A 24,878-nucleotide genomic window follows, 5' to 3' on the forward strand; every position below is an offset into this window, starting at 1 on the left:
CTTCCTCCCACCCCGCGTCCCGTCTCCATCCCACGCCGAGAATCGGAGAACATCATGGCCCGTCGTACGAGACTCGCCCTGGGCGCCGCGCTGGCCGTCGCGCTCCTCGCCGGGTGCGGGTCCGCCGGCACCGCGACGTCGGACGCCGTCGATCCCCAGGCGACGCTGCGGTACGCCACCACCTACGGGGCGTCGTCCTTCGATCCGCACAAGACCCGGGTCGCGCAGGACAACATCATGCTGACCCAGGTGTACGACCGGCTGGTGCACCGCGACCGGGACGCGAACCCGATTCCGGGACTGGCCGAGTCGTGGGAGTTCTCCGACGACGGCCGCACCCTCACCTTCCACCTGCGGGAGGGACTGCAGTTCCAGGACGGCACCCCGCTGGACGCACAGGCGGTCAAGGCCAACCTCGAACGCGCCCAGGAGCCGGACTCGATCACCACGACGATGCTCGCTCCGGTCGAGGCGATCGAGACCCCCGACCCCACCACGGTGGTGCTGCGGTTGACCGGACCCGGCACACAACTCGTCCTGACCCTGTCCGATCTGCCCGGAATGATGGTCAGCCCGAATGCGTTCGGCACGCCGGAGAAGGACGCCGCCCTGGTGCTGCGACCCGTCGGCGCCGGCCGGTACATCGTCGCCGACGCCCAGCCCGGCGCATCGTACGACTTCGTGGCCTGGGACGGCTACTGGGATCCGGAGTCGGTGACCGCCGGACGCTTCGAGTGGGAGGTCGTCACCGACCCACAGACCCGCATCAACGCGATGGCGTCGGGCGAACTCGACATCGCGATGGCCACGCCGCTCTCGATCGACCCCGCCGCCGCACAGGGCCTGGACTCGCAGGTGCAGACCAGCCTGAACCACTACGTCCTGCACTTCAACCGCACCCGAAGCGAATTCGGGAATGTCGACGTGCGCCGGGCGCTGAGCACCGCGATCGACCGGCAGGCTCTTGTCGACTCGGCCCTCGAAGGTCACGGCGAGGCGGCCAGCCAGAACTTCCCGCAGGGCTACTTCGCCTACAACCCGGAACTGGCCGACCGCTACGCCTACGAGGAGCGGGCCGCCCGCGAGACGCTCGCGGCCGCCGGCCTGCCCGACGGGTTCACGTTCACCGCCGGGGTGATGAACCTGCCCGAGAACGAGCGGATCGCGCAGATCGTCCAGCAGCAGCTCGACGCGATCGGGGTCACCATGCAGATCCGCCTGCTCAGCCCGGCCGAGATGTCACCGGTCTTCAACCGGGGGGAGCTCGACGCCGTGCTCACCACCTTCTCCGGACGCGCCGATCCGTCGCTGCTGCTGGCCACCTACTTCGCCCCGGATTCGCCGCAGAACCCGTCGCACGACGTCACTCCCGGCTTCGCGGAGGCCCTGGCCGCCGCGAACGCCGAACCGGACCAGCAGACCCGGGGACGGCTCATCGGCGACGTCTCCGCCACGGTCGTGGACCAGGCACTGATGATCCCCCTGGCCTTCGCCGACCTCGGCGCCACCCTCACCGACCGGGTCGTCGGATACCAGCCGTACCGCGCATTGGACGAATGGGGAGGGATCGGCCTCACGGCCGCCGAATGACCGCTGCGGCAGCGCCCCGAGCGACACCTCGAGAGATGTAAAGGACCGGCAGGATGCTTCGATTGATCGGCCAACGGCTGCTCGCGGTGCTACCGCTGCTGCTGATCGCCACCGCCATCACGTTCGGCCTGATATTCCTGATCCCGGGCGATCCCGCCCATCGGATCGCCGGGGAGAGCGCGACACCGCAGCAGATCGAGGCGGTGCGCGTGGATCTCGGCCTCGATCAGCCCGTCGTCGTGCAGTATCTCGACTTCCTCGGCGGTCTGGCGCGAGGTGACCTGGGGACGAGCTTCACCTATCAGGCCCCCGTGCTCGAGATGATCGTCGACCGGCTGCCGGTGACCGTGTCGTTGACCCTCGTGTCGGTGCTGGTCGCGCTGGCAGTGGGTATTCCGGCCGGCATCATCGGCGGCAGCCGCCCCGGCAGCTGGCAGGACCGGACCACCAGCCTCGGGTCCACGCTGGGCGTCGCGACACCGAACTTCGTGCTCGGTCTCATCCTGGTGCTGGTGTTCTCCCTGCAGTTGAAGGCACTCCCCGCGACCGGGTACACACCGCTCGCAAAGGGGCTGTGGCCGTGGCTCAGCCACCTGCTGCTCCCGGCGATCGCGCTGGGACTGGCTGCCGCGGCCGAGATCGCCCGCCAGTTGCGCAGTTCCATGATCGACGTGATGCAGCAGGACTACGTCCGCACCGCCACGGCCAAGGGGCTCGGGCGACGTGCCGTCCTGTGGAAGCACGCCCTCAAGAATGCGTTCATCCCCACCGCGACGGTGCTCGGCATGCAGATCGCCTTCCTGCTCGGCGGCACGGCGGTCATCGAGTCGGTGTTCGGGCTCAAGGGACTCGGGGACTTCGCCGTGCAGGCGGTGCTGTCCGGCGACCTGCCCGCCATCCAGGGCGTGGTGATCTTCGGTGTCTTCGCGACGGTCGTGATGAGCCTGCTCGTCGACATCTCGTACGGCTACCTCAACCCCCGGACCAGGAGCGCCGCATGAGCGAAACCATCACGCCGCCGAAGACCGTCGAGGATGCGTCCCCGGTTGTCGTCGAATCCCCGCGCCGCCGGTTCCTGCGCCGGTTCCGTGGCCGCCGCGCAGCCGTCGCGGCGGCCGTGTTCCTGACGCTGATCACGGTGCTGGGTCTCGCCGCGCCGCTGATCGCGCCGCACGATCCGCTGGTGCAGGAACTGACGGCGCGCCGGCTGCCGCCGCTGAGCGAGGGCTATCTGCTCGGCACGGACAACCTCGGCCGGGACACGCTGTCGCGGTTGCTCTACGGCGCGCGGGTCGCCGTCTCGGCCGCGGCGATCTCGGTGTCGGTGGGGCTGGCGTTCGGCGTGATCCCCGCGCTGACGGCGGGGTTTCTCGGCGGCCGCTGGGACGCGCTGCTGTCCCGGATCGCCGACGCCTTCCTCAGCTTCCCGCCGCTGCTGCTGGCGATGGCGATCGTCGGCGTCATGGGGCCGAATCTCACCAACGCGATGATTGCCATCGGAATCGTCTTCGGGCCCAGGTTCTTCCGCGTGGTGCGCGGCGCGGTGATCGCGGTGCGGGAGAACACCTTCGTCGAGGCGTCCCGCAGCATCGGCACCCCGACCGCGTGGATCGTGCGCAAGCACATTCTTCCGCACACCCTGTCCCCGCTGATCGTGCAGGTCAGTCTCGCCTGCGGCTTCGCCATGCTCGCCGAATCCTCGCTGAGTTTCCTCGGCCTCGGGGTCCAGCCGCCCGACCCGAGTTGGGGGCGGATGCTCGCCGAGGGACGCGAGGCCTGGAACTACACCGCCTGGCCCGTCCTGATTCCCGCCGTCGCCATCGTCCTTGCCGTGCTGGCCTGCAACACCCTCGGTGACGGCATCCGCGATTCGGTGGGCCGCGAGAACCGGAGCGAACGATGATCGAACCACTGCTGAGTGTCCACGGCCTCGGCGTCGAGTTCGCCACCGCGTCCGGCTGGACGCCGGTCCTGCAGGACGTGTCCTTCGACGTCGCGGCCGGCGAACTGGTCGGGCTGGTCGGGGAGTCGGGCTCCGGCAAGTCCGTCACGTGTTCCTCGGTGCTGCGGCTGCTGCCGCCCCGGCAGTCCCGAACGGTCGCCGGCAGCATCCGGTTCCAGGGACGGGACCTGCTGACCATGCCTGCTCGCGAACTGGAGTCCGTGCGCGGAAACGACATCGCCATGATCTTTCAGGAGCCGATGACCAGCCTGAACCCGGTGTTCACGGTCGGTGACCAGATCACCGAGGTGGTGCGCCGGCACCGCCGCATGAGCCGGAAGGACGCCACGGCCCGGGCCGTGGAGGTACTCGACCTCGTCGGAATCCCGAATGCCGCACGCCGGGTCCGGCAGTATCCGCACGAGTTCTCCGGGGGCATGAGGCAGCGGGTGATGATCGCGATGGCCCTGGCGTGCGAGCCGAAACTGCTCGTCGCCGACGAACCCACCACCGCGCTCGACGTCACCATCCAGGCACAGGTGCTCGATCTGATCCGCGAGATGGCCGGACGATTCGGCATGGGGGTGCTGTTCGTGACCCACGACCTCGGCGTGGTCGCCGACCTGTGCACGGAGGTGGTGGTGATGTATGCGGGACAGGTGATCGAACGGGCCCGCACCGAGGCGCTCTACGCGGCGCCCCGGCATCCGTACACCGAGGGCCTGCTGCGATCGGTGCCCGACATCGGCGGCCGGACGGACCTGCACACCATCCCCGGCTCACCACCGCCGCCCGGCTCGATCCCCGTCGGCTGCCGGTTCGCACCGCGCTGCGCGCACCGGGCCGACGAGTGCGCGGTCGACGTGCCGCTGCGGCCGGTCGGCGACGACCGCGTATCGCGCTGCGCGCGGGTGACCGATCTGATCCTGGAGGGAACCTCATGACTGTGGACGTCGTCGAATCGGCCGCGAGCGCACCGCTGCTCAGCGTGCGGGGCCTGCGGGTCGAGTTCCCCGTCCGGGGCCGGATGTCGCGTAAGAAGCGGACGATCCGCGCGGTGGACGGGGTCGGCTTCGACATCCGGCCCGGCGAGACCTTCGCCCTGGTCGGGGAATCCGGATCCGGAAAATCCACCACCGCCCGCGGCATCCTGCGGCTGGTCGACGTCGCCGCCGGCTCGGTGGTCCTCGACGGCGTCGACCTCACCACGCTGAACCGGTCGGAACTGCGGGATGCGCGGCGCAACATGCAGATGGTGTTCCAGGACCCGTACTCCTCGCTGGATCCGTCGCGCACGGTCGGGGACGCCATCGCCGAACCGCTCGAGGTGCACACCGACCTGGACGCCGAGGCTCGGCGTCGGAAGGTGCGCCGCCTGCTCGAACAGGTGGGGTTGCGGCCTGAGCACGCCGAGCGCTACCCCTACGAGTTCTCCGGCGGCCAGCGTCAGCGCATCGCCATCGCCCGGGCCATCGCGGTGGAGCCGAGGCTGGTGATCGCCGACGAGGCGGTGAGTGCCCTCGACGTGTCCACCCAGAACCAGGTCATCGCGCTGCTCGAGGAGTTGTCCGCCGAGTTGGGCATCGCATATCTGTTCATCGCCCACGACCTGGCCGTGGTCCGGCACATCGCCCACACCACGGCGGTGATGTACCTGGGCCGGATCGTGGAGTGGGGGCCGTCGGAACGGCTGTTCACCGAGCCCGCCCATCCGTACACGCAGGCGCTGCTGTCCGCGGTGCCCGTCCCGGACCCCGTGCGGCAACGCACCCGCGTACGGATCCGGCTCGACGGCGAGCTGCCCGACCCGGCGAATCCCCCGGCCGGATGTGCGTTCAGCTCCCGCTGCCCGCAGGTGATGCCGGTGTGCCGGGAACGCCGACCGGAGACCACCGAGGTGCCCGGCGGCGGGCAGGTGGCCTGCCACCTCGCGTGACGCGTTCGCCGGTGCGACGATCACGCGGCCGGCGAACCCCGGAACTCTCTTCCTCCACCTCGATCCAGCCGGTTCAGTGGAACGTGCCGACGTGCTCTGCCTGGTGCAGCGCCCAGGCGGCGTTGACCAGTCCGATGTGGCTGAACGCCTGGGGGAAATTGCCCAGCTGTTCCCCGGTGGCGGAGTCGATCTCCTCGGCGAGCAATCCCACGTCGTTGACGTAGCCCACCGCGCGTTCGAAGACCTCGGCACCTTCGTCGGTGCGACCGGCCAGGGCGAGGGCCTGGGCGAGCCAGAAGGTGCACAGCAGGAAGGTCCCCTCCTGGCCCTCGAGGCCGTCCACCCCCGCCGTGGTGTGGTAGCGGTGAACCAGGCCGCGGGCGTCGGTGAGCCGCTCGCGGACGGCATCGATCGTGGACAGCACCCGCGGGTCGTCCGGGGGAAGGAAACCGACGATCGGCAGCAGCAAGGCGGTGGCGTCGAGGTTCGATGCGCCGAAGGACTGCGTGAACGAACCGAGGGCCTCGTTCCACCCCTGCGTGAGCACCGCATCTCGGATCTCCTGGGCAGCGGCCGTCCATGCCTCGACATGGCCGTCGGCGTGGAGCCAGTCGGCCAGGGCGACAGCACGGTCGAGGGCCACCCAGCACATGACCTTGGAGTGCACGAAGTGCCGCGGCTCGCCGCGGACCTCCCAGATGCCGTTGTCGGGTTGGCGCCAGCGTGCCGCGGCGGCGTCGGCGAGGCCCACCAGGAAGTTTCGAGTCGGACTGTCGAGCGAGCCGACCTGGTCACGGAGCTGGGCGGCGGCGTCGAGCAATTCGCCGTAGGTGTCGAGCTGGGGCTGGGTCCAGGCACCGTTCCCCACTCGGACGGGCTTGCTGCCACGCCAGCCGGAGAGGTGCGGAAGGGTCCGCTCCGACAGGTCGTGCTCCCCGCCGATGCCGAACATGATCTGGAGGGGGCGGTTGGTGTAGGAGCAGGCAGCGGCAGTGGCCATGAAATCGAAGAACTCGTGTGCCTCGTCCGGACAGGCAGCGACCCACAACGCTTGCATGGTCATGCTGGCGTCGCGCACCCAGGAGTAGCGATAGTCCCAGTTGCGCGCACCGCCGACCTGCTCTGGAAGCGAGGTGGTGACTGCCGCCACGATCGCGCCGGTGGGCTGGTAGCTCAAGGCCTGCAGCACCCGTCCCGAGTGGTGGACCAGGTCGCGCGCGCGGCCCTGGTAGGCCTGGTGCTGCGCCGACCAGTCCTGCCAGCCGGTCGTCGTGTCGTCGACCGCTGCCCTGACGGCGGCTCCGGGATGCACCGGCGGGACGGGTGCGCCGAGTGCCGCGTGCTGCAGCGCGAAGTACGCGCTCTCCCCGGCGTGCAGGTCGAACTGGGCCCGGGCTGCGCCGCCGCCGACCTCGAGGGGCACCGTGCTCGACAGGGTCAACCGGCTCGCCCCACCGGCGGCCGTGATCCCGCCGTCGACGGCGGTCAGTACCGGCGCGACGAGACCGTACTCCGGACGAGGCCGGAACAGCAGCTCCGCGCTGACGCTGCCGCGGGTGCAGCTGACGGTCCGGGCCAGCATGTGCGGCGCATGCTCCCCCAGGCGATGGGGGTCCTGCGCATCCCCGAGGATCAGGGCATCGCGCAGCTCGAGGGTCCCTCCGCCGGTATGGAAGAGCGTGCGAAGAACCATGCTGCCCTCGACGTACTCGCGCCGAACCCGGAATTCGCCGGCCGGCCGGATCGACCAGTGCCCGGCGTTGTCGTCGAGGATCGCGGCGAAGATCGAGGGGCTGTCGAAGCGGGGCATACACAGCCAGTCGATCGAACCGTCGGACGACACCAGTGCGGCCGAGTGCCGATCCGAGAGCAGTGCGTAGTCGCCGATGGGCAGCGAACTCATGCCGGTGCCGGCCCGGTCGTCGCCGTCGGTGCGTCGCGGGTCTCCCGGTCGGCGGGGTCACCGGCTGCGAGGGCGGTGTCCACCACGATCTCCGAGTGCAGCGTCCGGTGCACCGGACAGCGGTCGGCGATGTCGAGCAGACGCTGCCGCTGTTGCTCGTCGAGAACACCGGCGAGGTGGATCACGCGTTCGATCTTGTCGAGCCGCCCGGTCCGGGTCTCGCAGTCCTCGCAGTCCGCGGCGTGGATCCGGCTGTGACGCAGGGAAACCGTCACGTTCTCCAGGGGCCATTGCTTGCGGTCGGCGTACATGCGCAGCGTCATCGACGTGCAGGCGCCGAGGGAGGCGAGCAGCAGGTCGTACGGCGAAGGCCCGGTGTCGTCGCCCACCGGTGTGGGCTCATCGGCGGTGATCAGGTGCCGGCCGAGGGTGATGCGCTGCCCGAACCGGGTGGCTCCGTTCCCGGTGACCTCGACGACGCCTTCGGCCGAGGCCGGCGCGGTGGGCGCCTGGGCCGCAGTGTTCTCGTCGAGGTACCTGCTCGCCCATGTCGCCAGCAGCGAGGCGGCGAACCGGGCGTCGGACTGCCGGGAGAGCAGGTGGTCGGCGCCGTCGAGGGAGAGGAAGGACTTGGGGTGGCGGGCGGCCGCGAAGATCTGTCGGGCGTTGTCGATGCCGACCGTGTCGTCGGTGGGGGAGTGCATCACCAGCAGTGCGGTACCGGGCCGGTGGATCCGCTCGGTCCCGGCCGGGGCACCGATCGTGATCACGGCTCGCGTCTCGGGCACGTGCTCGCTCGCCGCGAGGACGGCCGTGCCGCCGCGGGAGTGGCCGATCAGGATGCTGGGAGCGGCATGGTGGGTACGCAGGAAATCCGCCGCACGCACGAGGTCGGCGACATCGGGACCGGAGGTGGTGCCGGCACAGTCCCCGCCGGACCCACCGCGACCGGCGAAGTCGAAGCGCAGGACGGCGATGTCGTGCTCGGTGAGGACCTCCGAGATCCGCGCCGCCGCCGGTACGTCCTCGCTGGAGGGGAAGCAGTGCGCGAACAGTGCGAACGCGCGCGGCGTGCCCTCCGGCAGGTCCAGCCGGCCCGCCAGTTCCGTAGCGCCGGAGCCGGCGAAGTGGAGTCTCTCGCTATGCATGCTGCCGCTCCCTTTCACCCTCTCGCCCGAGGCTATCTCGTCCTCGGGAAACCCGGTGAGAACCGCGGAAGATCCGCACCCGCAGGGGTGATCACGGCGTCTCGCCCGGTGCGCCGGGCCGCGGATCAGTACAGCGGGCCGCCGCCGAATGCGGCCCGATGCGAATCCGGTTGATTGCCTTCGACGTCGACGACCCCGTAGTCGAGGGCGGTCTCGGCGGTGATCAGGGTGCGCCCGCTGCGCTCGTTCACCTTCGGATCGTTCGCCAGCGCGACGATCACGCGGCCGACGAACTCCGGGGTCTCGGCGTTGGCGAGGGAGAAGCCCTCGAAGTTGTCGATGCCGCGGGCGAGCATCGCCTCGTTCTTCACCAGTCCCGGCCACAGCGACAGGGCGGTGACGCCGGTGCCGGCGAGATCGACGGCCATGTCGGCGGCCATCTTGTCGAGGCCGGCCTTCGAGACGCCGTACAGCACCGAGTGCAGGTAGCCGCGGGTGCCGAACGACGAGATGTTGACGATCATCCCGCTGCCGCGCGGCACCATCAGCTGCGCGGCGTCGACGGAGGCCACGTAGTGGGCGCGCAGTCCGACGCCGACGAGACTGTCCCAATCGCTGATCGGGCGTTTCCAGAACGGCTCGGAGAAGCCCGCGAACCCGGGCGGGCTCGCCCACACGTTGTTCACCAGCAGGTCCAGCCGGCCGCCCTGCTCGTCGGCGATGCGCCGGAACAGTGCCCGGATCTGCTCGTCGTCGGTGTGGTCGCACTGCACCGCGATGCCGAGCCCGCCGCGTTCGGTGACAGTCGCGGCGGTCCGGTCCAGGGGGCTGTCGGTGCCGACCGGGCCCCGCGCGGTGACGTAGACGGTCCAGCCGTCGGAGCCGAGGGCGCATGCGATGCCCTTGCCGACGCTGCGGCTCGCGCCGGTGACGAGGGCGACCCTGCGTTCGGTCATGTCAGAACACCACTTTCACGTCGTCGGTCAGGGCCCGTTCGATGGACCAGTGGACGCGCACGTGGCACCGGGCGATCTTCCACCTGCCGTCTTCGAACGCATAGTCGTCGTCGTAGTCGAGTGCGCTCACCCGCTCCGTGCGGGCACGCAGGTCGACCTGCCGGAACCGCAGCGTCCAGGCGCCGGTGGCGGTGCCGTCGCCGGTGAGTTCGATGCTGGGGTGCATGCCGTGGTGCATGTCGAGCACGATGTACCGGTCGTCGACGCGTTCGAGGGCGATGCGGGCGTAAACGTCGACGAGAGCGTCGGCGTCGTCGAAGCTGCCGAGGGCGGGGCCGTAACAGATGTCGGCGCCCGTCGCGACGAAACAGTCGCGCATGGCCTTCGGGTCCTTGGCGTCGCACGCGCGGAAATACCGGTGCTTGAGCATCCGGATCTCCTCGAGCGCTTCGAGGCGGGCCAGTCGCTCTTCGACGGTCATGGCGTCGTCCTTCCGTCCTGCGGATACAGCGGCGAGCGGACCGTAGCGCCGGGGGGCTCCTCTCGGCATCGGTCGTCCCGGTGATCGGACCGTGGCGTCATCCTGTCATAGAACTTGTTGCAGAAATATCGACGCAACACCTTCCGTGGCGGTACACACGTGTGCAGAATGCTCGGCATGCCGATGCGCACCGCCCGACTGCTCACCGCGGCCCTGACGATGCTGCTCATGCCCCTCGTCGCAGGTCCCGTCGCGGCCGCCGCTCCGACAGGGTCCGTGTCAGGCACGGGCGACGCCGGGTTCTACCTCCCGCCCGACCCGCTGCCCGACGGTGCGGCCGGCGACGTCCTGCGCGCCGAACCGGCCGTCGCGCCGGCGCTCGACGCCACCGCCACCCGCGTGATGTACCGCAGCGAGAACGCCACGGGCGGCCCGACCGCCGTCACCGGCACGGTGTTCGTGCCGTCGCAACCCTGGGCCGGTGACGGCCCGCGCCCGACGATCGTCCTCGGCCCGGGCACGCAGGGCATGGGCGATCAGTGCGCGCCGTCGAAGTTGACCCATCACGCCCAGGAGTACGAATACCTGCACATCGTGCCGCTGCTCGCGCGGGGCTACGCCGTCGCGATGACCGACTACGAGGGCCTCGGCACGCCCGGTGTGCATCCCTACCTGAACCGCGTCTCGCAGGGGCACGCCATGCTCGACATGGCCCGTGCCGCCCTGCGGCTGACCGACCGCGGCATCGACGAGGGCACCCGCATCGGCTTCTGGGGCTACTCACAGGGCGGCATGTCGTCGGCGGCGGCCGCGGAGCTGGCGGACACCTACGCTCCCGAGCTGCCCGTCGTCGCCGCGGTCGCGGGTTCACCGCCGGCGTCGCTCGCCGATCTCGCCGTCGCCGGCGACGGCTCGCTGCTCTCCGGCGGAATCGGCTGGGTGGTCAACGGATTCGCCGCCGCCTATCCGCAGTTGCGGGAGGAACTGCTGAGTGTGTTCAATCCCGCCGGACGCGACATCCTCGCGCGCGCCGAGACGTACTGCATCTACGACGCGCCGCGCATGAATCCGTTCTTCCCGACGACCTGGTACACGGTCGACGGCCGGCCCATCGCCGAGCACCTGGCCGCCGAACCGTGGGCGTCGCTGGTGCACGAGCAGCAGCTCGGCAACATCGCCCCCGCCATCCCGACGTTCGTCGCGCAGAACACGACCGACGACTTCGTCCAGGTGAGCGGCGTCGACACCATGGTCGGGAAGTGGTGCGCGGGAGGAACATCCGTCACCTATCGCCGCTACGGCATCCCGCCGGTGCTCACCGGGACGGGTGCGGGTCACGGGATCGGCCTGATCCCGGCCGCCGTGGAAGGCCTGGACTGGATGGACCGGCGGTTCGCGGGCGCGCCCGACGAGAACACCTGCACCGGCTGACGGCCGCCGGCCGACCGCGGTGACATGATGCGGTCGACGACCGCGGTGACATGATGCGGTCGACGACCGCGGTGGCATGATGCGGTCGACGACCGCGGCACCGGGAGGACCTCGTGATCGACGAATCGGAGATGACGCACCTGCGGCGGTGTGTGGAACTGGCGCGGGAGGCGCTGGACGCCGGCGACGAGCCGTTCGGCTCGGTGCTGGTGTCGGCCGACGGCACGAGCCTCGCCGAGGACCGCAACCGCGTCGCGGGCGGGGACCGGACCCGGCACCCCGAGTTCGAACTGGCCCGCTGGGCCGCCGCGCACATGGGCGAAGCCGAGCGCGCCAGCGCGACGGTGTACACGTCCGGCGAGCACTGCCCGATGTGCGCGGCCGCGCACGGATGGGTGGGGCTGGGCCGCGTCGTGTACGTGGCGTCCTCGGCGCAACTGGTCGGCTGGCTGGAAGAGCTGGGCGTGCCGCCGGCGCCCGTCCGGGCCCTGCCGATCCAGGAGGTTGCGCCCGGGGTGACCGTCGAGGGGCCGGTACCGGAACTCCTCGACGAGGTGCGTGCCCTGCATCGTCGGTGTCACGGACACGCGGTGTGACTGTTCCGTGACACGCTGGGTCACGGCCGGGTGACAGCCAATCGATGTTGATCACGGGTTGTGTTCGACTGCGGCGCTTTGCAGTTCCTGTACCCGTACCTGGGTCGACCATTGAACCGGTCGGGCTGGTCAACGGTCGAAAGGAACGCCCATGAAGGGCTCGAAGCTCGGACGCGCAGCGGTCGCCCTCGCGGCGCCGCTCGCATTGATGACGGGCCTCGCGCCCACGGCATCGGCAGTGGACCCCTACCCGTACGGCAGCTGGAGCGTGAGCGTGCGGGAGCACACGATCACGGTCAAGTTCATCTACTACCGCGCCCCCGAGGCGGACTACCCGCACTACTGCAACGCGGTGATCGACGAGATTCCCCTGGTGAAGAGCGCGAAGATTTACTACGCCGACTACGAAACCGTGAAGTTCGACAACGTGCCCGACGGCGACTACACGGTCGACGCGGACTGCCAGGACGACGACCACGTGTACCGGAGCGTCGGTTCGATCGACGTCTCGATCCCCGGCCCGGCGCAGACACGGTTCGTCGGCAGCCACCACTTCTCCTTCGGCTGAGTCCTGACCGCTCGCCGGGGCGGGAGGAGTCATAGACAACGGCGGCTCGACTCCACGGGGGTCGGGCCGCCGTTGCCGCTGTCCGGCGTCCCGAAGTCCCTCGCGTGGTCGATCGGACGGCGCTCAGCCCCGCAGGAAGTCCGCGACTAGTTCGTTGAACTCCGCGGCCCGCTCGATCTGCGTCCAGTGCCCGCAACGAGCGAAGACGTGCAGGTCCGCGTCCTGCAGCAGGTGCAGCATGGTCCACGAGACCTCCGGCGGCACGACCTTGTCCTCCCGTCCGTGAATCAGGAGCGAGGGCGTGCGGATCGACCGCACTTGCTCCTCGGTGATACCGAGCTCGTTGCCTTTGTGCCGGGGGTCGAGGAACATCGCGCGGTAGGCGTCGAAGGTTTCCAGGCTCGCCTGGTAGCGAATGCGGACCAGCTCGTCGGTGATGATGGACGGGTTCACCGCAAAGTAGTCGAGCAGCAGTGCCCGCATGTTCTCCAGGGAGGGTGCATAGGCGCGCAGGGCCTTCAGCCCGTCGGTCACGGTCATCCCGACGCCGGGCGAGCCCATGAGGACCATTCGGGAAATCCGTTCCGGATGGCGTTCGGCGAGGTCGAGCGCCATCCGTCCGCCCAGCGAGTTGCCGACCAGCGACACCCGATCGAGCTCCAGCACGTCGAGCAGGCCGAGGATGTGGTCGCTCCAGGTGCGAAGTGAGTAGACGATGTCCCCGGGACGCGAGGTAGCCCCGTATCCCACGGTGTCCGGTGCGATCACTCGGAAGTGCTCGGCAAGCCCGGGAATGGTGTGTTGCCAGTTCGCCCAGCCCGACACTCCGGGGCCGGATCCATGAAGCAGCACAACGGGATCGCCGCTGCCGGCCTCGAGGTAGAACGTGTCGATCGGTCCGGCGGTGACACCGGGCACGGCGACTCGGCGGCCCTGGGCGAGGTCGGTGGTGGTCATCGTGGTTCCTGTCCCGCCCGGCCACCGGCACCGCCGGCGTAGGCTTCGTCGGGCTTGCCGGAGAACACGGCGAAGCACTTGTTGGAGTTGAATACGTCGGTGGTGACGAGTGTCGACCAGGTCAGTGGCAGCCCGAGTTCGTGCATCGCGCCCAGCAGGCAGTACCAGTTGAGCATCTCGTGTTGGCCGGACTCGACGATCTCGGTGCCGCTCACCGCACGCCAGGTGTCGACGTCCCCGTGCACGAAAGCGTCGTAGAGCCGCTCGTCGACCGGGGTGTCCGGACGGAGATGCCAGAGCTTGTCGGTGAGGAAGGCATGCGACCAGCTCGACGAGGCCACCAGGGCGACCCGCTTGTCGGTCGCGGCGAACGCGCGCGCTACGGCGGCGCCGAGATCGAAGCAACGGTTCGGGGTCGGGCCGACCGGGTCGAGCTGTTCGTCGGCGATGTCGGCGAATCGAGCGAGGCCGCCCTTGCGGGCAATCGCATGCTGGCCATAGCAATTGACGGTGATCGGCACGATCGGATAGGGAAGCTTCGATCCCGCGTTCTCGTAGTCGAGAAAGATCTGTGTGTTGAGGATGGCGTGCGGGAAATGGGCCTCGGCGCGCTTGCGATACGAGTATGCCATGTCGAAGCCGTTCTCGATCAAGGCATTTGCCAGGCTCCGCGCGGCCTGCGGGTCGCCGTGCAGGGTGATCGTGAAGTCGTCGGGTAGTCCCCAGGCATTGGGGCTGCCGCGCTCGTTCATCACCTCGAACGCCGGGACCTCGAGGTCGTCGTAGGCCAGCACGCAGAACGGCGGCACGACCTCTTCGCGGAAGTTCTCGTACTGGTCGTCACCCCATACCACCACGAGGTCCGGTTCGAACTCGTCGAGTGCGGCCCTGCACCGGGCGAGGTGGTCGACCAGCTCGGCACGATGCGCGGCTGCGGCGGCCGTGCCGCCGTCGTCGTCCCATTCGCGGCGCATCCGGGCCGGCCAGTTCGCCGGATCCTTCAGGTCTTCCGGGATGTCCGGGTCGGTCAGGGTCCACCGCAGTAGCCCTGCCATGTGCTCGTCGGTGCCGGCGAGCAAGGGATAGTGAGTGATCCCCAACCCGAGGAATTCTGCCATGACTCCTCCTCATGCATTCGGCATCGCTGCCGAGACAAACCTTACGGAATCATGTATGCACAATTCAAGGGATGGAGCACAATTGTCGGCAACTATTCCGGCGCGACCGGCGAACGAGTGGGATCCACCGCCCGCACCAGGTCCTGACGGTGCAGTCCCAGGCACTTGTCCAGCGCCTCGCGGTCACCGTCGCGGATGGCGGCCACGATCTCGACGTGCACGGCGATGCTGTGCCGGTACATCTCCTCGTGGTCGGGCAGCAGTTCGACGCGCGTGGCCGCACCGCCGATGATCGCGGCGATCGCCTCGTACATGCCCGCCAGCACGGGGATCCGGGCGGCTCGCGCGATCGCCAGATGCAGCCTCAGGTTTGCATCCAGGAAGTCGCGCGGCGTGCCCGCCGACCGCATCGACTCCAGTGCCCATTCCATGTCGCGGATGTCCGTCGGGCCCGCCCGCTCTACGGCAACCCTGGTCAGGACGTCCTCCAAGTGCATGCGGGCCTCGAACAGATCCAGTGGATCCGTTCCTGTTCCGGAGAACCACAGGTCGAGCGCTCCGAGCCGGACCTGTGGCGGCCGGCTCGCAACGAACACCCCGCCGCCGGGCCCGGGCTTGACCACCACGAGCCCGCGGTCGCGCAAGATCCTCAACGCCTCGTTGATCACGGTCGGGCTGACCCTGAAACGCTCCATGAGGTCCGTACGTCGGCCGAGGGAGGTCCCCACCGGGGTGTGCGCGGCGAGCAGCTCGTTCTCCACTTCGACGGCGACCTGTTGTGCCCGCGAGAGCGACCGCTGGGCCTGCTTCTTTCCGGGGCCGTCCGCTGTCCGCGAGTGAGTCCTAGTCGATGACGTCATCAGGTTCGACCTCTTCCCAGGGCTGTGAACTGCGTATATGCCGGAGACGCCGGCGCAGGGCCGTAGTCCGACCTCAATCGTATCTGCAGGATTGGCGAGATTCGCGCGCTGTGAGCCCCCGGGTGTGGGGTGTAGCGGGCGTGCCGGCGCGGGAAGGTGGACCAACGTAATCATCTTGAATCCTGTAGTCATGATTTGTTACGGTTTCGATCACCCCGTCGGAACATCGACCCCGCGGGCGTCGTCGAGGGAGCCAGCATGAGCACGCACGTGAACGGCAACGCCGGATCTCCGCTTCCTCTCGGGGCGATCGACGTCCACACCCACGCGATCGGCACCCGGCTTCCGGACTTGTCCGGCCGACCGGGACGCTGGCCGTCCATCGAACTCCTCGATCCCCGACGCGCCCAGCTCCTGCTCGGCGGTCGCCCCTACCGCGAGATCGACCACCGGTGCTGGTCCGCCCAGCGCCGACTCGTCGACATGGACGCCGAGGGGATTGCAGCACAGGTCGTCTCGCCCATTCCTGTCACGTTGTGTCACGACCAGCCCGCCGACGGTGCACGGATCCTGGCTGTGGCGCAGAACGATGCCCTCGCCGCACTGGTCGCCGAGGCACCGGGGCGGCTGTACGCCCTCGGCGCCGTTCCCTTGCAGGACCCCGACGCCGCGGTCGCCGAGCTCTCCCGCTGCATCGACGAACTGGGTTTCCTCGGTGTCGAAATCGGTACTCGCGTCGGCACGCGAGAGCTGGCCGACCCCGCATTCGACGAGTTCTTCGCTGCTGCGGCCGAGCGCTCGGCACTGGTGCTGGTGCACCCGGTGGACACGACGCTGGACCCGCGGCTGTCGATGTTGGGCCTGGAGTTCGGGCTGGGGATGCCCATGGAGACAACGACCGCCGCGGCGGCGCTGCTCACGGGGCGGACCCGCACTCCGGGCGTGCGCCTGTGCCTGGCCCACGGCGGCGGCGCCCTACCTGCGATCTTGCCCCGGCTCGACCGAGGCGCCGTTCTTTCCGGCACGCCCGGACCGGCGCCGAGCGAGCGGGCCCGGGACCTGTGGTGCGATTCCCTCACCTACGACGCGGCGGCACTCGGCCAGGCTGTCGCCCGATTCGGCGGCGAGCACGTCCTGCTGGGCACCGACTACCCCTTCGCTGCACGCGAGACACCGCCCGGAGCCGTCCTCGGCGCCTGCTCCGACGAGCTCGCGGCCGCGATCCGCCGCGACAACGCCGCCGAGCTCATTGCCACGGTTCGCCCGCTCACCGGACCGGCAAACGCCCGCTGACGACGAACTCCCACTGACCCGTAACCAGCGGGCAGGAGCGGCGGCAGTGGGGGGGCGGAGCTGAAGGACCGTGGAGCGGCCGTCGACGAGCGTCCGTGGCCGAGGTGGCTGTTCCACCGGGGCACTCAGGTGCAGGGGCCGGGTGTGGTGCGAGTCGGGGTTGCCGTGCCGCTGTCAGGTCTGGCAGAACCTGCACGCCACCGCGACCACTCCCGGTACCGACCCTCGTTTCATCCGGATATCCGGGTGCAGAGCGGCCACACTCCATCCCAGCACCGAGGAAAGCTCCGTCTCGGCGAGGCCGGCACTACGTACTGCTGTCCGGCGATCCATCCCCTGTCTCGCGTAGGCATACCTGTGCTCGTTCGCAACCACGCACCATCACAATGTGCTTCGGTCCCGGCGCCTGCGACGGAACCAGGACTCGCTCAGGGATGTTCGTGTACCCCGGGGCAGGTGCAGCCCCGGGGTACGCGACTCAGGGCCGTAATTCGGGGAACTGGTCGTCGCGCCATTCACCGGCACCGGCGACGCCGGATTCTTCGCGGCCACGCAGTTCCACGCGGCGGATCTTGCCGGAGATGGTCTTCGGCAGGTCGGCGAACTCCAGGCGGCGTACGCGCTGGTACGGCGCGAGGTTCTCGCGGGCGTGCCGCAGGATGGCCAGTGCCGTCGCCCGCGTCGGCTCGTGACCCGGCGCTAGGCTGACATAGGCCTTGGGCACGGCCAGCCGGACTTCGTCGGGGGCCGGCACGACCGCGGCCTCGGCGACCGCCGGATGCTCGATCAGCACGCTTTCCAGCTCGAACGGCGAGATCTTGTAGTCACTGGCCTTGAACACGTCGTCCGTGCGCCCGACGTAGAAGATGTAGCCGTCCGCGTCCCGGGAAGCGACGTCGCCGGTGTGGTAGAAGCCTCCTGCCATCGCCTCGGCGTTGCGTTCGGGATCGCCCAGGTAGCCGGTCATCAGGCTTATCGGCCGCGCTGTCAGATCGACGCAGAGCTCGCCCTCTCCGACACCGTCGACCCGCGCGCCGGTCACCGGATCGACCAGCACGACCGGAACACCGGGCAACGGCAGACCCATCGATCCGGGCTTGACCGGCATGCCGGGTACGTTCCCGACAGCCAATGGCAGCTCGGTCTGGCCGAACCCGTCGCGGACCGTCAATCCCCATTGCCGCCGCACTTGATCCATGACTTCGGGGTTCAGCGGTTCTCCCGCGGAAAGCAGCTCACGCAGCTGCGCGGGGCCGCCGGAGAGGTCGGCGTTGATCAGCATTCGCCACACCGTCGGTGGGGCACAGAACGTGGTCACGCCGGCCCGGCGGATCTGTTCGAGCAACGTGGCGGCATCGAAGCGGGAATAGTTGTAGACGAAGATCGTCGCTTCGGCGATCCACGGGGCGAAGAAGCAACTCCAGGCGTGCTTCGCCCAGCCCGGCGAGCTGATGTTCAGGTGTACGTCCCCGGGTGCGGCTCCGACCCAGAACGAGGTTGCGAGGTGCCCGAGGGGGTAGGACACCTGCGTGTGCTCGACGAGTTTGGGCCGGCTCGTGGTGCCGGAGGTGAAGTACAGCAGCTGGGGGTCGTGCGGAGCGGTGCCGGGGTGCGTTGCACGGGGAACGTCCAGCGCGTATGCGTCGGCGAAGCTCACCCAGCCGGCAGGTGCCTCATGCGCGTCGCCGACCACGAAACGCGTGTACTTGCCCTCGATCTCGTCGAACTTGGTGGTGTCGGCGATGTTGGCGATGACGTGCCGGGCACCGCCCCGGTCGATGCGATCGGCCAGATCCACCGGGCCGAGCGCGGTGGTCGTGGGCATGATGACCGCACCGAGCTTCATGACCGCGAGCATGGCCTCCCAGAGTTCGACCTGGTTGTTCAGCATGAGGACGACTCTGTCTGCCCGGGCCACTCCGTGGGCGGCCAGATGGGCGGCGACCTGATCGGACCGGCGTGCGAGTTCGTCGAAGGTGTACTTCGCCTCGGCGCCGTTCTCTTCCACGATCCACAGGGCCACCCGGTCGTTGCCCCGTGCGATCGCATCGAACCAGTCCACGGCCCAGTTGAACCGCTCCCCGAGATCCGGCCAGGTGAACTCGTCGACCGCCTTGCGGTAGTCGCGGCCGAGATCCTGGAGCAGATCGCGTGCCGACCGGTAGAGCTCGGTTGCCCGGCCGTGGGTCGAAAGTTGTTCAGGATCAGATGTACCCGAGACACGGGATGTGTCGTCGACGTGGGATACGCCGGTCATGGCTCACCTTTCCGGGTCTGCACCCTGGATGTGGGATCGGTCGGTCTGTGGCGCGGCGACGTGTCAGCCCATGCTGCTGCCGCCGTTCACACTGATCACCTGTCCGGTAACGAAGCCGGATTCCGGGCGAAGGAGATAGGCGACGGCCCCGGCGACTTCGTCGGGAACAGCGGGGCGGCCCATCGGAATGAGTCGCACCGCGTCCTCGACGACCGGCCGTAGAACGTCGGGGAGGCGGTCTCCTTCGATCGCGGCGGCCAGCTCCGCGGTCAGGGTGTAGGCCGGCGCGACGGTGTTCACGGTGATGCCTGCGGGTGCGAACTCGCGCGCCAATCCGACGGCGAACGCGTGCACCCCGCCTTTGGCGGCGTTGTAGACCGCGTGGGCGGTGAGGCCGTTGCGCACGGACTCGGCGCCGATGTTGACGATGCGTCCTCCGCCGTTGTCGACGAGATGGGGGAGCAACGCCATGCTGGCCCGCAGCGTGGTCCACAGGTTGTTGTCGATGGTCGACTTCAGCGTCTGCTCGGTATGCTGGAGCGTCGGCGCGATGACGCCCCCGCCGGCGTTGTTGACGAGTCCGTACACCGGGCCGAAAGTCTCCGTGGCCGCGGTGAGCATCGCGTCCGCGGCGCCCGGGAGCGCCAGATCACCGACGAATCCCGCGGGCTCGGGAACGCCGGGGGGTGCGCTCAGCGCCCCGAGCCCGCGATGGAGTTCGTCCTCGTCACGGGCAGCGACGAGCAACGACGCGCCGTCGGCGAGCAACCTGCGGGTGATCGCGAGACCGATGCCGGTCGCTCCTCCCGTGACGATCACGGTGCGGCCCCGCAACGGTGCCCCGTCCAGTTCGGCGTTCACAGGATGATCGCGACGTCGGACACCTGGCGCAGGCTTCCCATGCGCAGCACGCACCGCTTCGACGCGATCCGCAGGTGCCCGTCGACGACGCGCAGTCGATAGTGGTAGCGGCCGGCGTAGGTGTAGGAGCGTTCGCCGCGGAAGCGCCAGACGACGAACTCGGCGACCACCGGAAGCTCGGCCGCACCGTCGGTGCCGTCGACGACCGGGCGCAGCCGCACGTTGGACACCTGGTGGCTGGTGGCCGAGTGCGGGTATTCCCGGTGTGCCCGGCGGGAATTGAGTCGCTCCACGCGGCAGGACAGACGCAGGTGGTCGTCGTCGACGAGCACCAGGTCCCGGGCCGGGTCGGCGTCGGGGGTGTCGTTGCAGGGCACGACGTAGCGGCAGTCGTCGGTGTAGAGGGTGATCCAGGTGTCGAGGTCCCAGTCGTCGAGCAGTTCGGCCTCGAGGTAGAGCAGGTCCTCGACTCGGCTGCGGGTGACCTGACGAAGGTCGTCGACCTGCGGGGACGGCGCCGGCGCGGCCTTCGGAGTCTCGGGTGCGGTGGTGGTCATCGGGCCTCTCCGATCATCTGCTCGTTCCAGCGTCGCCAGAAGGCACGCATCTGCTCTTCGTCGTTGGCCTCGGGCATGCGCGCCATGCCGCGTGAGATGTCGTTCCACTCCACTCCGCCGCTGTGGAAGCCTTGCTGGCAGGACTCGAGGGCTTCGATGTCGTCCGGGGTGGCGAAGCCACCGGGGCCCAGGAAGGTGAGGAAGCTGTCGAGACGGCGCTGCCGCAGCTGGGGTTGCTCCTGACTCGGAGCGAGCTCCCAGGCGGTGATCTCCATCCGGTCCGCGGAGACAGGCATGAACGTGCGTACGGTAACTGCCATGATGTCGTTGATCACCAGGTTCGGGTAGATCAACAGGTTGCGGTTGACGTCGGCCATGCGCGAGGCGCGCTCTTCGCCGTGCTTGGCCACGAGTTCGGCGCGCAGCCGGCCGATCTCCTCGCGCGCGCCCTCACCGAACAGTGGCTCCCACTTCGCCACCGGTCGGCCCCACGGTGCGGTGTATTCGAGTACCGCGTGCCCGTTGCCCAGGGCCTTCGCCGTGCCCTGGACCCCACCCGCGAGGTCGGTGCCCAGCGCTACCAGGTACTTGAAGTAGGTGTCGTGGGTGCTGACCGCGTGGTAGCCGTCGATGCTGTTCTCCGCCAGGAGTTTCCAGTTGGCATTGATCGCGTACTCGTTGGTTCCGGAGATGATTTCCGCGTCCTCGACCGCGTCGACGACGAGGTCGAGGTACTCCGTGGCGCCCGCCAGGTAGTCGACCAGGGGCACGATGTCGGGATCGTAGGAGAGGAAGACGAAGCCGCGGTAGCTGTCGACCTTGGCGGCGGGCCGGAGCCCGAGTTTGCCGAAGTCGAGGTCGTCGCCGTACGCCTGGCGGTCCGGGATGCCCACCAGTTCGCCGTCGGTGTTGAACGACCAGGCATGGTAGAAGCACGAGAAGATCTTCGCGTTGCCACGTTCGGCGCGGCAGACCATTGCGCCGCGGTGGGTGCAGGTGTTGTGGAAGACGTTCACCTGCCCCGATCGTCCGCGGACCATGAAAACCTGGCGTCCGCCGACGGGGCGGCGCACGTAGTCGCCCTTCTTGCGGATTTCCGACTCGTGGCCGACGTAGAGCCAGCTGTGCGCGAAGACCCGCTCGAGTTCCATCGCATGGACCTCCGGTGAGGTCATGGTGGAGCGGTGGACACGGAAGCTGTGTGCTTCACGATCGTCCTCGACGAACGGTCCGTGGGGTGTCGGTAGTTGGGTCGTCGGGTCGTCTGTGACGGTCATCGGTGCCTCTCTGGGATTGGGCCGAGGTTGGTGCGGGAGGGGATCCGAGGGGCCGGATCGGTGCAGTCGGGCGGTCGCTAGAACCGGATGACACCGCGGATGTTGGTGCCGGCACGCATGTCGTCGTATCCCTGGTTGATGTCGTCGAGGGCGTACTCGGTGGTGATCAACTCGTCGAGCTTCAGGTAGCCGGCCTGGTAGAGGTCGAGCAGCTTGGGGATGTCTGCGCGCGGGCTCGACGAGCCGAACAGCGAACCCTTGATCTTCTTCTCGTAGAGGATCAATTCGAGGATCGGTACCGGGATGCCGACGGCGGCGGCGTTGCCGAGCGCGGTGACGACGACCGTGCCCTGCTTGCGAATACCGGCGAATGCCTGCGCGATGTGGTCGCCGGTGATGACGCCGACGGTGACGATCGCGACGTCGGCGCCCTGGCCGTTGGTGAAGCTCTTCGCGATCTCGATGGCCTCCTCGACGGTGGCGACCGCGTGCGTGGCACCCAGAGAGAGCGCCGTGTCCCGCTTGAAGGCGACGGGGTCGACCACGATCACCCGTGCCGCACCGGCATGCACGGCACCCTGGACGGCGTTCGCGCCGATGCCGCCGACACCGAGGATCAGCACGGTGTCGCCGGGTTGCACCTTGCCGGTGTTGACCGCCGAGCCCCAGCCGGTCCCGACTGCGCAGCCGAGCAGGCACGCCTTTTCCAGCGGGGTGTCCGCCGGGACTTTGATGGCGGAGTCGACGGCGACCGTCGTGTATTCGGAGAAGGTGGAGATGCCGAGTGCCTGGGCGACGGGGGTGCCGTCCTCGAGCTGCAGTCGGAAGCTCGTCGGGTCGTCCCAGCGCGAGCCGACCAGGACGTTGGCGCCGAGGTCGCAGAGGTTCTGGTGCCCGGTGGAGCACCAGCGGCATTTTCCGCAGGCCGGCAGGAACGAGAAGATGACCTTGTCTCCCGGTTCGAAGCCGGAGGTGTTCGGGCCGACCGACTCGACGATGCCGGCGCCCTCGTGTCCACCGCAGACCGGGTAGACGGCGACGGGGAGGTCACCGGTGGCCATGTGGTCGTCGGAGTGGCACAGCCCTGAGGCGACCATCCTGACTCGGATCTCGTTCTGTCGGGGTTCGTCGACGACGAGGTCGACGATTTCGAACTTGCCAGGGGCTTGGCGGAGAACGGCGCCGCGGCTTTTCATGAGGACTCCTCGGGTGTGGGTCGGTGAGACGGGTTCTGCTCAGGCCTGCGCGGCCGAGGCGTCGAGATAGATGGTCTTGAGGACCTGGTAGCTGTGCAGGGCCTCGGGTCCGAGTTCACGGCCGATGCCGCTGGCCTTGATTCCGCCGAAGGGGGCGACGGGGTCGTTGACGTAGGCGTTGATGCCGATGCTGCCGGTGCGCACCCGGCGGGCGACGGCCTCGCCGCGCTCCGGGTCTGTGGTCCAGACGCTGCCGCCCAGGCCGTAGTCCGAGGCGTTGGCGATGGCAACCGCCTCGTCCTCGTCGGTGTACGGGATCACCGACAGGACCGGCCCGAAGATCTCCTCCTGGGCGATGGTGTGGTTGTTGTCGACCTCGGCGAACACGGTCGGCTGCACGTACCAGCCGTGGTCGAGGCCCGCCGGCCGGCCGCCGCCGGCGGTCAGCCGGGCCCCTTCGGCCTTCCCCTTGGCGATGTAGGACTCGACCCGATCGCGCTGCCGTGCGGACACCAGCGGACCGATCTGAGTGGTCTCGGCCAGAGGATCACCGATCCGCAGGGAGGACACGAGCCCGCTGACGGTGTCGACGACCTCGGCGTATCGCGATCGGGGGGCCAGTACGCGGGTCGAGAGCCAGCAGATCTGACCGTTGTTGAGAAGTGTCGAGGCGAAGAAGCTCTCGATCGTCGAGGCCAGGTCGGCGTCGTCGAGGACGATCGCGGCGGACTTGCCGCCGAGCTCGAGGGTCACCGGGCGCAGCAGGCGCCCGCATGTCTCGGCGATCGTCCGGCCGGCCGCCGTCGATCCGGTGAACGAGACCTTGTCCACCTGCGGATGGGCTACCAGGTAGGCCCCGATCTCGCCTCCACCGGGCACGACGTTCAGTACGCCTGCCGGCAGCTGTGCCTCGGCGGCTGCCTCGGCCATCAGCATGGCGTCGAGGACCGTCTCTGGAGCAGGTTTGAGCACGACCGTGCATCCGGCGGCGAGGGCGGGGGCGAGCTTGAGGAACGTGATTCCCTGCGGGACGTTCCACGGGACGATCGCGCCGACCACGCCGATCGGCTCACGGATCACGCGCGCCTTCCCGCCGAGCATGCCCTGCCGGGTCTCCTCCTGGGGGGTGTCGGCGACCAGGCCGGAGTAGTAGCGCAGCAGCAGGGCCGGGAACCCGCCCTCGAACTGCTGAGCGAGCCAGATCGGCATACCGTTCTGCGAGCTCACGCGGGTCGCGGTTTCGGGGGCGCGCTTCTCCAGTGCCACGGCGAAACGCTCGAGCGCCTCGCGGCGGCGCGCCGGATCCCAGCGGGACCAGCCCCGAGGGTCGTCGAATGCCCGGCGGGCGGCGGCGACGGCGTCGTCGATGTCCCGTTCGCTCGCTTCCGGGACGCTGCCGAGGCGTTCCTCGGTGGCCGCGGCCCGCACCTCGACGGTGCGCGACGATGACGGGTCGGCCCAGCTTCCGTCGATGTAGAACTGCTGATAGTCGGTCGTGCCGGTGAGTGCGGTCATGGGGTGCGGCTCCTTTGTAGCGCGGTCCCGGAAATGGGGTGAGGAAAGGGGGTGGCCCCGCAGGTGGGGTCCGGCGCCGGGTCAGCCGTTGGAATCGGGCACGACTACTCGGGCGCCCTCGCACGCGGCGTTGACGATGAGTTGGCATGACAACCGGGAGCGCTCGTCGACATCCTCGGCGTACTCGAGCAGGTCGCGTTCTTCGTCGGTGGCCGCGTCGAACAGCTCGGCGTACTCGGGGTCGACGTGTACGTGGCAGGTCGCGCAGGAGCAGCTGCCGCCGCACTCGGCGACGATGCCGGGCAGGTTGTTGCGAACCGACCCGTCCATGATGCTCTGTCCCACTGGGACATCGACGATGTGGGCGGTTCCGTCGGGGACGAGATAGGTGATCTTGGGCATGGTATTCCTCGGATCGTGCAGGTGGGGTGGTACG

The 24,878-nt window shown here is 69.0% G+C and carries 23 protein-coding genes; 9 read left to right on the plus strand and 14 right to left on the minus strand.

Features of this window, described 5'->3' with window-relative positions:
- Positions 1–54 precede the first annotated feature (54 nt).
- Genes OCS65_RS06850 through OCS65_RS06870 form a run of 5 tightly spaced genes read left to right on the plus strand, consistent with a single transcriptional unit; the run spans position 55 to position 5,468 of the window.
- The gene (locus OCS65_RS06850) at positions 55–1,590 is read left to right on the plus strand and encodes an ABC transporter substrate-binding protein (protein WP_006945902.1); all 1,536 of its coding nucleotides are present in this window, start codon (positions 55–57) and stop codon (positions 1,588–1,590) included.
- 53 nt (positions 1,591–1,643) lie between these two features.
- Entirely contained in the window at positions 1,644–2,591 is a 948-nt protein-coding gene (locus tag OCS65_RS06855; RefSeq protein WP_006945898.1) for an ABC transporter permease, read from the plus strand.
- Entirely contained in the window at positions 2,588–3,493 is a 906-nt protein-coding gene (locus tag OCS65_RS06860) for an ABC transporter permease (protein ID WP_006945896.1), read from the plus strand. The genes OCS65_RS06855 and OCS65_RS06860 overlap by 4 nt, the downstream gene beginning before the upstream one ends.
- On the plus strand, positions 3,490–4,476 hold the full coding sequence (locus tag OCS65_RS06865; RefSeq protein WP_006945892.1) for an ABC transporter ATP-binding protein: 987 nt from the start codon (positions 3,490–3,492) through the stop codon (positions 4,474–4,476). The genes OCS65_RS06860 and OCS65_RS06865 overlap by 4 nt, the downstream gene beginning before the upstream one ends.
- A gap of 2 nt (positions 4,477–4,478) precedes the next feature.
- On the plus strand, positions 4,479–5,468 hold the full coding sequence (locus OCS65_RS06870) for an ABC transporter ATP-binding protein (RefSeq protein WP_006945890.1): 990 nt from the start codon (positions 4,479–4,481) through the stop codon (positions 5,466–5,468).
- Between the two features lie 73 nt (positions 5,469–5,541).
- Here the strand turns inward: OCS65_RS06870 and OCS65_RS06875 are convergent, their stop codons facing one another.
- The 4 genes from OCS65_RS06875 to OCS65_RS06890 all read right to left on the minus strand — a co-directional run bounded on the left by OCS65_RS06875 (position 5,542) and on the right by OCS65_RS06890 (position 9,956).
- Positions 5,542–7,371 (minus strand): glycoside hydrolase family 15 protein, encoded by a 1,830-nt coding sequence (locus OCS65_RS06875; RefSeq protein WP_029545792.1) that lies wholly within the window; start codon positions 7,369–7,371, stop codon positions 5,542–5,544.
- A complete protein-coding gene (locus OCS65_RS06880) occupies positions 7,368–8,519 on the minus strand; it encodes a bifunctional alpha/beta hydrolase/OsmC family protein (RefSeq protein ID WP_006945888.1) in 1,152 nt (383 codons plus the stop codon). The genes OCS65_RS06875 and OCS65_RS06880 overlap by 4 nt, the downstream gene beginning before the upstream one ends.
- Positions 8,520–8,644: 125 nt before the next feature.
- The gene (locus tag OCS65_RS06885; RefSeq protein ID WP_263509243.1) at positions 8,645–9,475 is read right to left on the minus strand and encodes an SDR family NAD(P)-dependent oxidoreductase; all 831 of its coding nucleotides are present in this window, start codon (positions 9,473–9,475) and stop codon (positions 8,645–8,647) included.
- Position 9,476: 1 nt separating this feature from the next.
- Positions 9,477–9,956 carry a nuclear transport factor 2 family protein gene (locus tag OCS65_RS06890; protein ID WP_006945886.1) on the minus strand — a complete coding sequence of 160 codons (480 nt, stop codon included), beginning with the start codon at positions 9,954–9,956 and terminating at the stop codon, positions 9,477–9,479.
- A gap of 168 nt (positions 9,957–10,124) precedes the next feature.
- Between OCS65_RS06890 and OCS65_RS06895 the strand changes: the two genes are divergently transcribed.
- The 3 genes from OCS65_RS06895 to OCS65_RS06905 all read left to right on the plus strand — a co-directional run bounded on the left by OCS65_RS06895 (position 10,125) and on the right by OCS65_RS06905 (position 12,551).
- Positions 10,125–11,387 (plus strand): lipase family protein, encoded by a 1,263-nt coding sequence (locus OCS65_RS06895; RefSeq protein WP_029545790.1) that lies wholly within the window; start codon positions 10,125–10,127, stop codon positions 11,385–11,387.
- 113 nt (positions 11,388–11,500) lie between these two features.
- The gene (locus OCS65_RS06900) at positions 11,501–11,983 is read left to right on the plus strand and encodes a nucleoside deaminase (protein WP_029545788.1); all 483 of its coding nucleotides are present in this window, start codon (positions 11,501–11,503) and stop codon (positions 11,981–11,983) included.
- 151 nt (positions 11,984–12,134) lie between these two features.
- Complete coding sequence (locus OCS65_RS06905; RefSeq protein WP_029545786.1) at positions 12,135–12,551, plus strand: hypothetical protein; 417 nt, start codon at positions 12,135–12,137, stop codon at positions 12,549–12,551.
- A 123-nt stretch (positions 12,552–12,674) separates the two neighbouring features.
- Here the strand turns inward: OCS65_RS06905 and OCS65_RS06910 are convergent, their stop codons facing one another.
- From OCS65_RS06910 to OCS65_RS06920, 3 genes are all read right to left on the minus strand, one after another.
- On the minus strand, positions 12,675–13,508 hold the full coding sequence (locus tag OCS65_RS06910; protein WP_029545784.1) for an alpha/beta fold hydrolase: 834 nt from the start codon (positions 13,506–13,508) through the stop codon (positions 12,675–12,677).
- Positions 13,505–14,626, minus strand: a complete 1,122-nt coding sequence (locus OCS65_RS06915) for a DODA-type extradiol aromatic ring-opening family dioxygenase (RefSeq protein WP_029545782.1) — start codon at positions 14,624–14,626, stop codon at positions 13,505–13,507. The genes OCS65_RS06910 and OCS65_RS06915 overlap by 4 nt, the downstream gene beginning before the upstream one ends.
- Positions 14,627–14,718: 92 nt before the next feature.
- The gene (locus OCS65_RS06920; protein ID WP_051359211.1) at positions 14,719–15,486 is read right to left on the minus strand and encodes a FadR/GntR family transcriptional regulator; all 768 of its coding nucleotides are present in this window, start codon (positions 15,484–15,486) and stop codon (positions 14,719–14,721) included.
- 258 nt (positions 15,487–15,744) lie between these two features.
- Between OCS65_RS06920 and OCS65_RS06925 the strand changes: the two genes are divergently transcribed.
- Complete coding sequence (locus OCS65_RS06925; RefSeq protein ID WP_029545778.1) at positions 15,745–16,779, plus strand: amidohydrolase family protein; 1,035 nt, start codon at positions 15,745–15,747, stop codon at positions 16,777–16,779.
- Positions 16,780–17,257: 478 nt separating this feature from the next.
- On the opposite strand, the gene OCS65_RS06930 is transcribed toward OCS65_RS06925, so the two are convergent.
- From OCS65_RS06930 to OCS65_RS06960, 7 genes are all read right to left on the minus strand, one after another.
- A complete protein-coding gene (locus OCS65_RS06930) occupies positions 17,258–19,036 on the minus strand; it encodes an AMP-binding protein (protein ID WP_006936700.1) in 1,779 nt (592 codons plus the stop codon).
- 63 nt (positions 19,037–19,099) lie between these two features.
- The gene (locus tag OCS65_RS06935) at positions 19,100–19,897 is read right to left on the minus strand and encodes an SDR family NAD(P)-dependent oxidoreductase (RefSeq protein WP_029545776.1); all 798 of its coding nucleotides are present in this window, start codon (positions 19,895–19,897) and stop codon (positions 19,100–19,102) included.
- Positions 19,894–20,454 (minus strand): aromatic-ring-hydroxylating dioxygenase subunit beta, encoded by a 561-nt coding sequence (locus OCS65_RS06940; protein WP_006936696.1) that lies wholly within the window; start codon positions 20,452–20,454, stop codon positions 19,894–19,896. Before OCS65_RS06940 ends, OCS65_RS06935 begins: the two co-directional genes overlap by 4 nt.
- Positions 20,451–21,731 (minus strand): aromatic ring-hydroxylating oxygenase subunit alpha, encoded by a 1,281-nt coding sequence (locus OCS65_RS06945; protein ID WP_029545774.1) that lies wholly within the window; start codon positions 21,729–21,731, stop codon positions 20,451–20,453. The genes OCS65_RS06940 and OCS65_RS06945 overlap by 4 nt, the downstream gene beginning before the upstream one ends.
- A gap of 77 nt (positions 21,732–21,808) precedes the next feature.
- Positions 21,809–22,927 (minus strand): NDMA-dependent alcohol dehydrogenase, encoded by a 1,119-nt coding sequence (locus OCS65_RS06950; protein ID WP_006936693.1) that lies wholly within the window; start codon positions 22,925–22,927, stop codon positions 21,809–21,811.
- Positions 22,928–22,966: 39 nt separating this feature from the next.
- The gene (locus OCS65_RS06955; protein WP_006936692.1) at positions 22,967–24,442 is read right to left on the minus strand and encodes an aldehyde dehydrogenase; all 1,476 of its coding nucleotides are present in this window, start codon (positions 24,440–24,442) and stop codon (positions 22,967–22,969) included.
- Positions 24,443–24,523: 81 nt separating this feature from the next.
- Positions 24,524–24,844 carry a 2Fe-2S iron-sulfur cluster-binding protein gene (locus tag OCS65_RS06960; RefSeq protein WP_006936691.1) on the minus strand — a complete coding sequence of 107 codons (321 nt, stop codon included), beginning with the start codon at positions 24,842–24,844 and terminating at the stop codon, positions 24,524–24,526.
- Positions 24,845–24,878 lie beyond the last annotated feature (34 nt).

It is taken from the genome of Rhodococcus aetherivorans (assembly GCF_025722975.1).
GTDB lineage: Bacteria > Actinomycetota > Actinomycetes > Mycobacteriales > Mycobacteriaceae > Rhodococcus > Rhodococcus aetherivorans.

Excerpts from the sequence above, each read along its gene's own strand:
- OCS65_RS06850 (WP_006945902.1), top strand. The coding sequence starts at position 55 with ATGGCCCGTCGTACGAGACTCGCCCTGGGCGCCGCGCTGGCCGTCGCG.
- OCS65_RS06855 (WP_006945898.1), top strand. The coding sequence starts at position 1,644 with ATGCTTCGATTGATCGGCCAACGGCTGCTCGCGGTGCTACCGCTGCTG.
- OCS65_RS06860 (WP_006945896.1), top strand. The coding sequence starts at position 2,588 with ATGAGCGAAACCATCACGCCGCCGAAGACCGTCGAGGATGCGTCCCCG.
- OCS65_RS06865 (WP_006945892.1), top strand. The coding sequence starts at position 3,490 with ATGATCGAACCACTGCTGAGTGTCCACGGCCTCGGCGTCGAGTTCGCC.
- OCS65_RS06875 (WP_029545792.1), bottom strand. The coding sequence starts at position 7,371 with ATGAGTTCGCTGCCCATCGGCGACTACGCACTGCTCTCGGATCGGCAC.
- OCS65_RS06880 (WP_006945888.1), bottom strand. The coding sequence starts at position 8,519 with ATGCATAGCGAGAGACTCCACTTCGCCGGCTCCGGCGCTACGGAACTG.
- OCS65_RS06885 (WP_263509243.1), bottom strand. The coding sequence starts at position 9,475 with ATGACCGAACGCAGGGTCGCCCTCGTCACCGGCGCGAGCCGCAGCGTC.
- OCS65_RS06890 (WP_006945886.1), bottom strand. The coding sequence starts at position 9,956 with ATGACCGTCGAAGAGCGACTGGCCCGCCTCGAAGCGCTCGAGGAGATC.
- OCS65_RS06895 (WP_029545790.1), top strand. The coding sequence starts at position 10,125 with ATGCTCGGCATGCCGATGCGCACCGCCCGACTGCTCACCGCGGCCCTG.
- OCS65_RS06905 (WP_029545786.1), top strand. The coding sequence starts at position 12,135 with ATGAAGGGCTCGAAGCTCGGACGCGCAGCGGTCGCCCTCGCGGCGCCG.
- OCS65_RS06910 (WP_029545784.1), bottom strand. The coding sequence starts at position 13,508 with ATGACCACCACCGACCTCGCCCAGGGCCGCCGAGTCGCCGTGCCCGGT.
- OCS65_RS06915 (WP_029545782.1), bottom strand. The coding sequence starts at position 14,626 with ATGGCAGAATTCCTCGGGTTGGGGATCACTCACTATCCCTTGCTCGCC.
- OCS65_RS06920 (WP_051359211.1), bottom strand. The coding sequence starts at position 15,486 with ATGACGTCATCGACTAGGACTCACTCGCGGACAGCGGACGGCCCCGGA.
- OCS65_RS06925 (WP_029545778.1), top strand. The coding sequence starts at position 15,745 with ATGAGCACGCACGTGAACGGCAACGCCGGATCTCCGCTTCCTCTCGGG.
- OCS65_RS06930 (WP_006936700.1), bottom strand. The coding sequence starts at position 19,036 with ATGACCGGCGTATCCCACGTCGACGACACATCCCGTGTCTCGGGTACA.
- OCS65_RS06940 (WP_006936696.1), bottom strand. The coding sequence starts at position 20,454 with ATGACCACCACCGCACCCGAGACTCCGAAGGCCGCGCCGGCGCCGTCC.
- OCS65_RS06945 (WP_029545774.1), bottom strand. The coding sequence starts at position 21,731 with ATGACCGTCACAGACGACCCGACGACCCAACTACCGACACCCCACGGA.
- OCS65_RS06950 (WP_006936693.1), bottom strand. The coding sequence starts at position 22,927 with ATGAAAAGCCGCGGCGCCGTTCTCCGCCAAGCCCCTGGCAAGTTCGAA.
- OCS65_RS06955 (WP_006936692.1), bottom strand. The coding sequence starts at position 24,442 with ATGACCGCACTCACCGGCACGACCGACTATCAGCAGTTCTACATCGAC.
- OCS65_RS06960 (WP_006936691.1), bottom strand. The coding sequence starts at position 24,844 with ATGCCCAAGATCACCTATCTCGTCCCCGACGGAACCGCCCACATCGTC.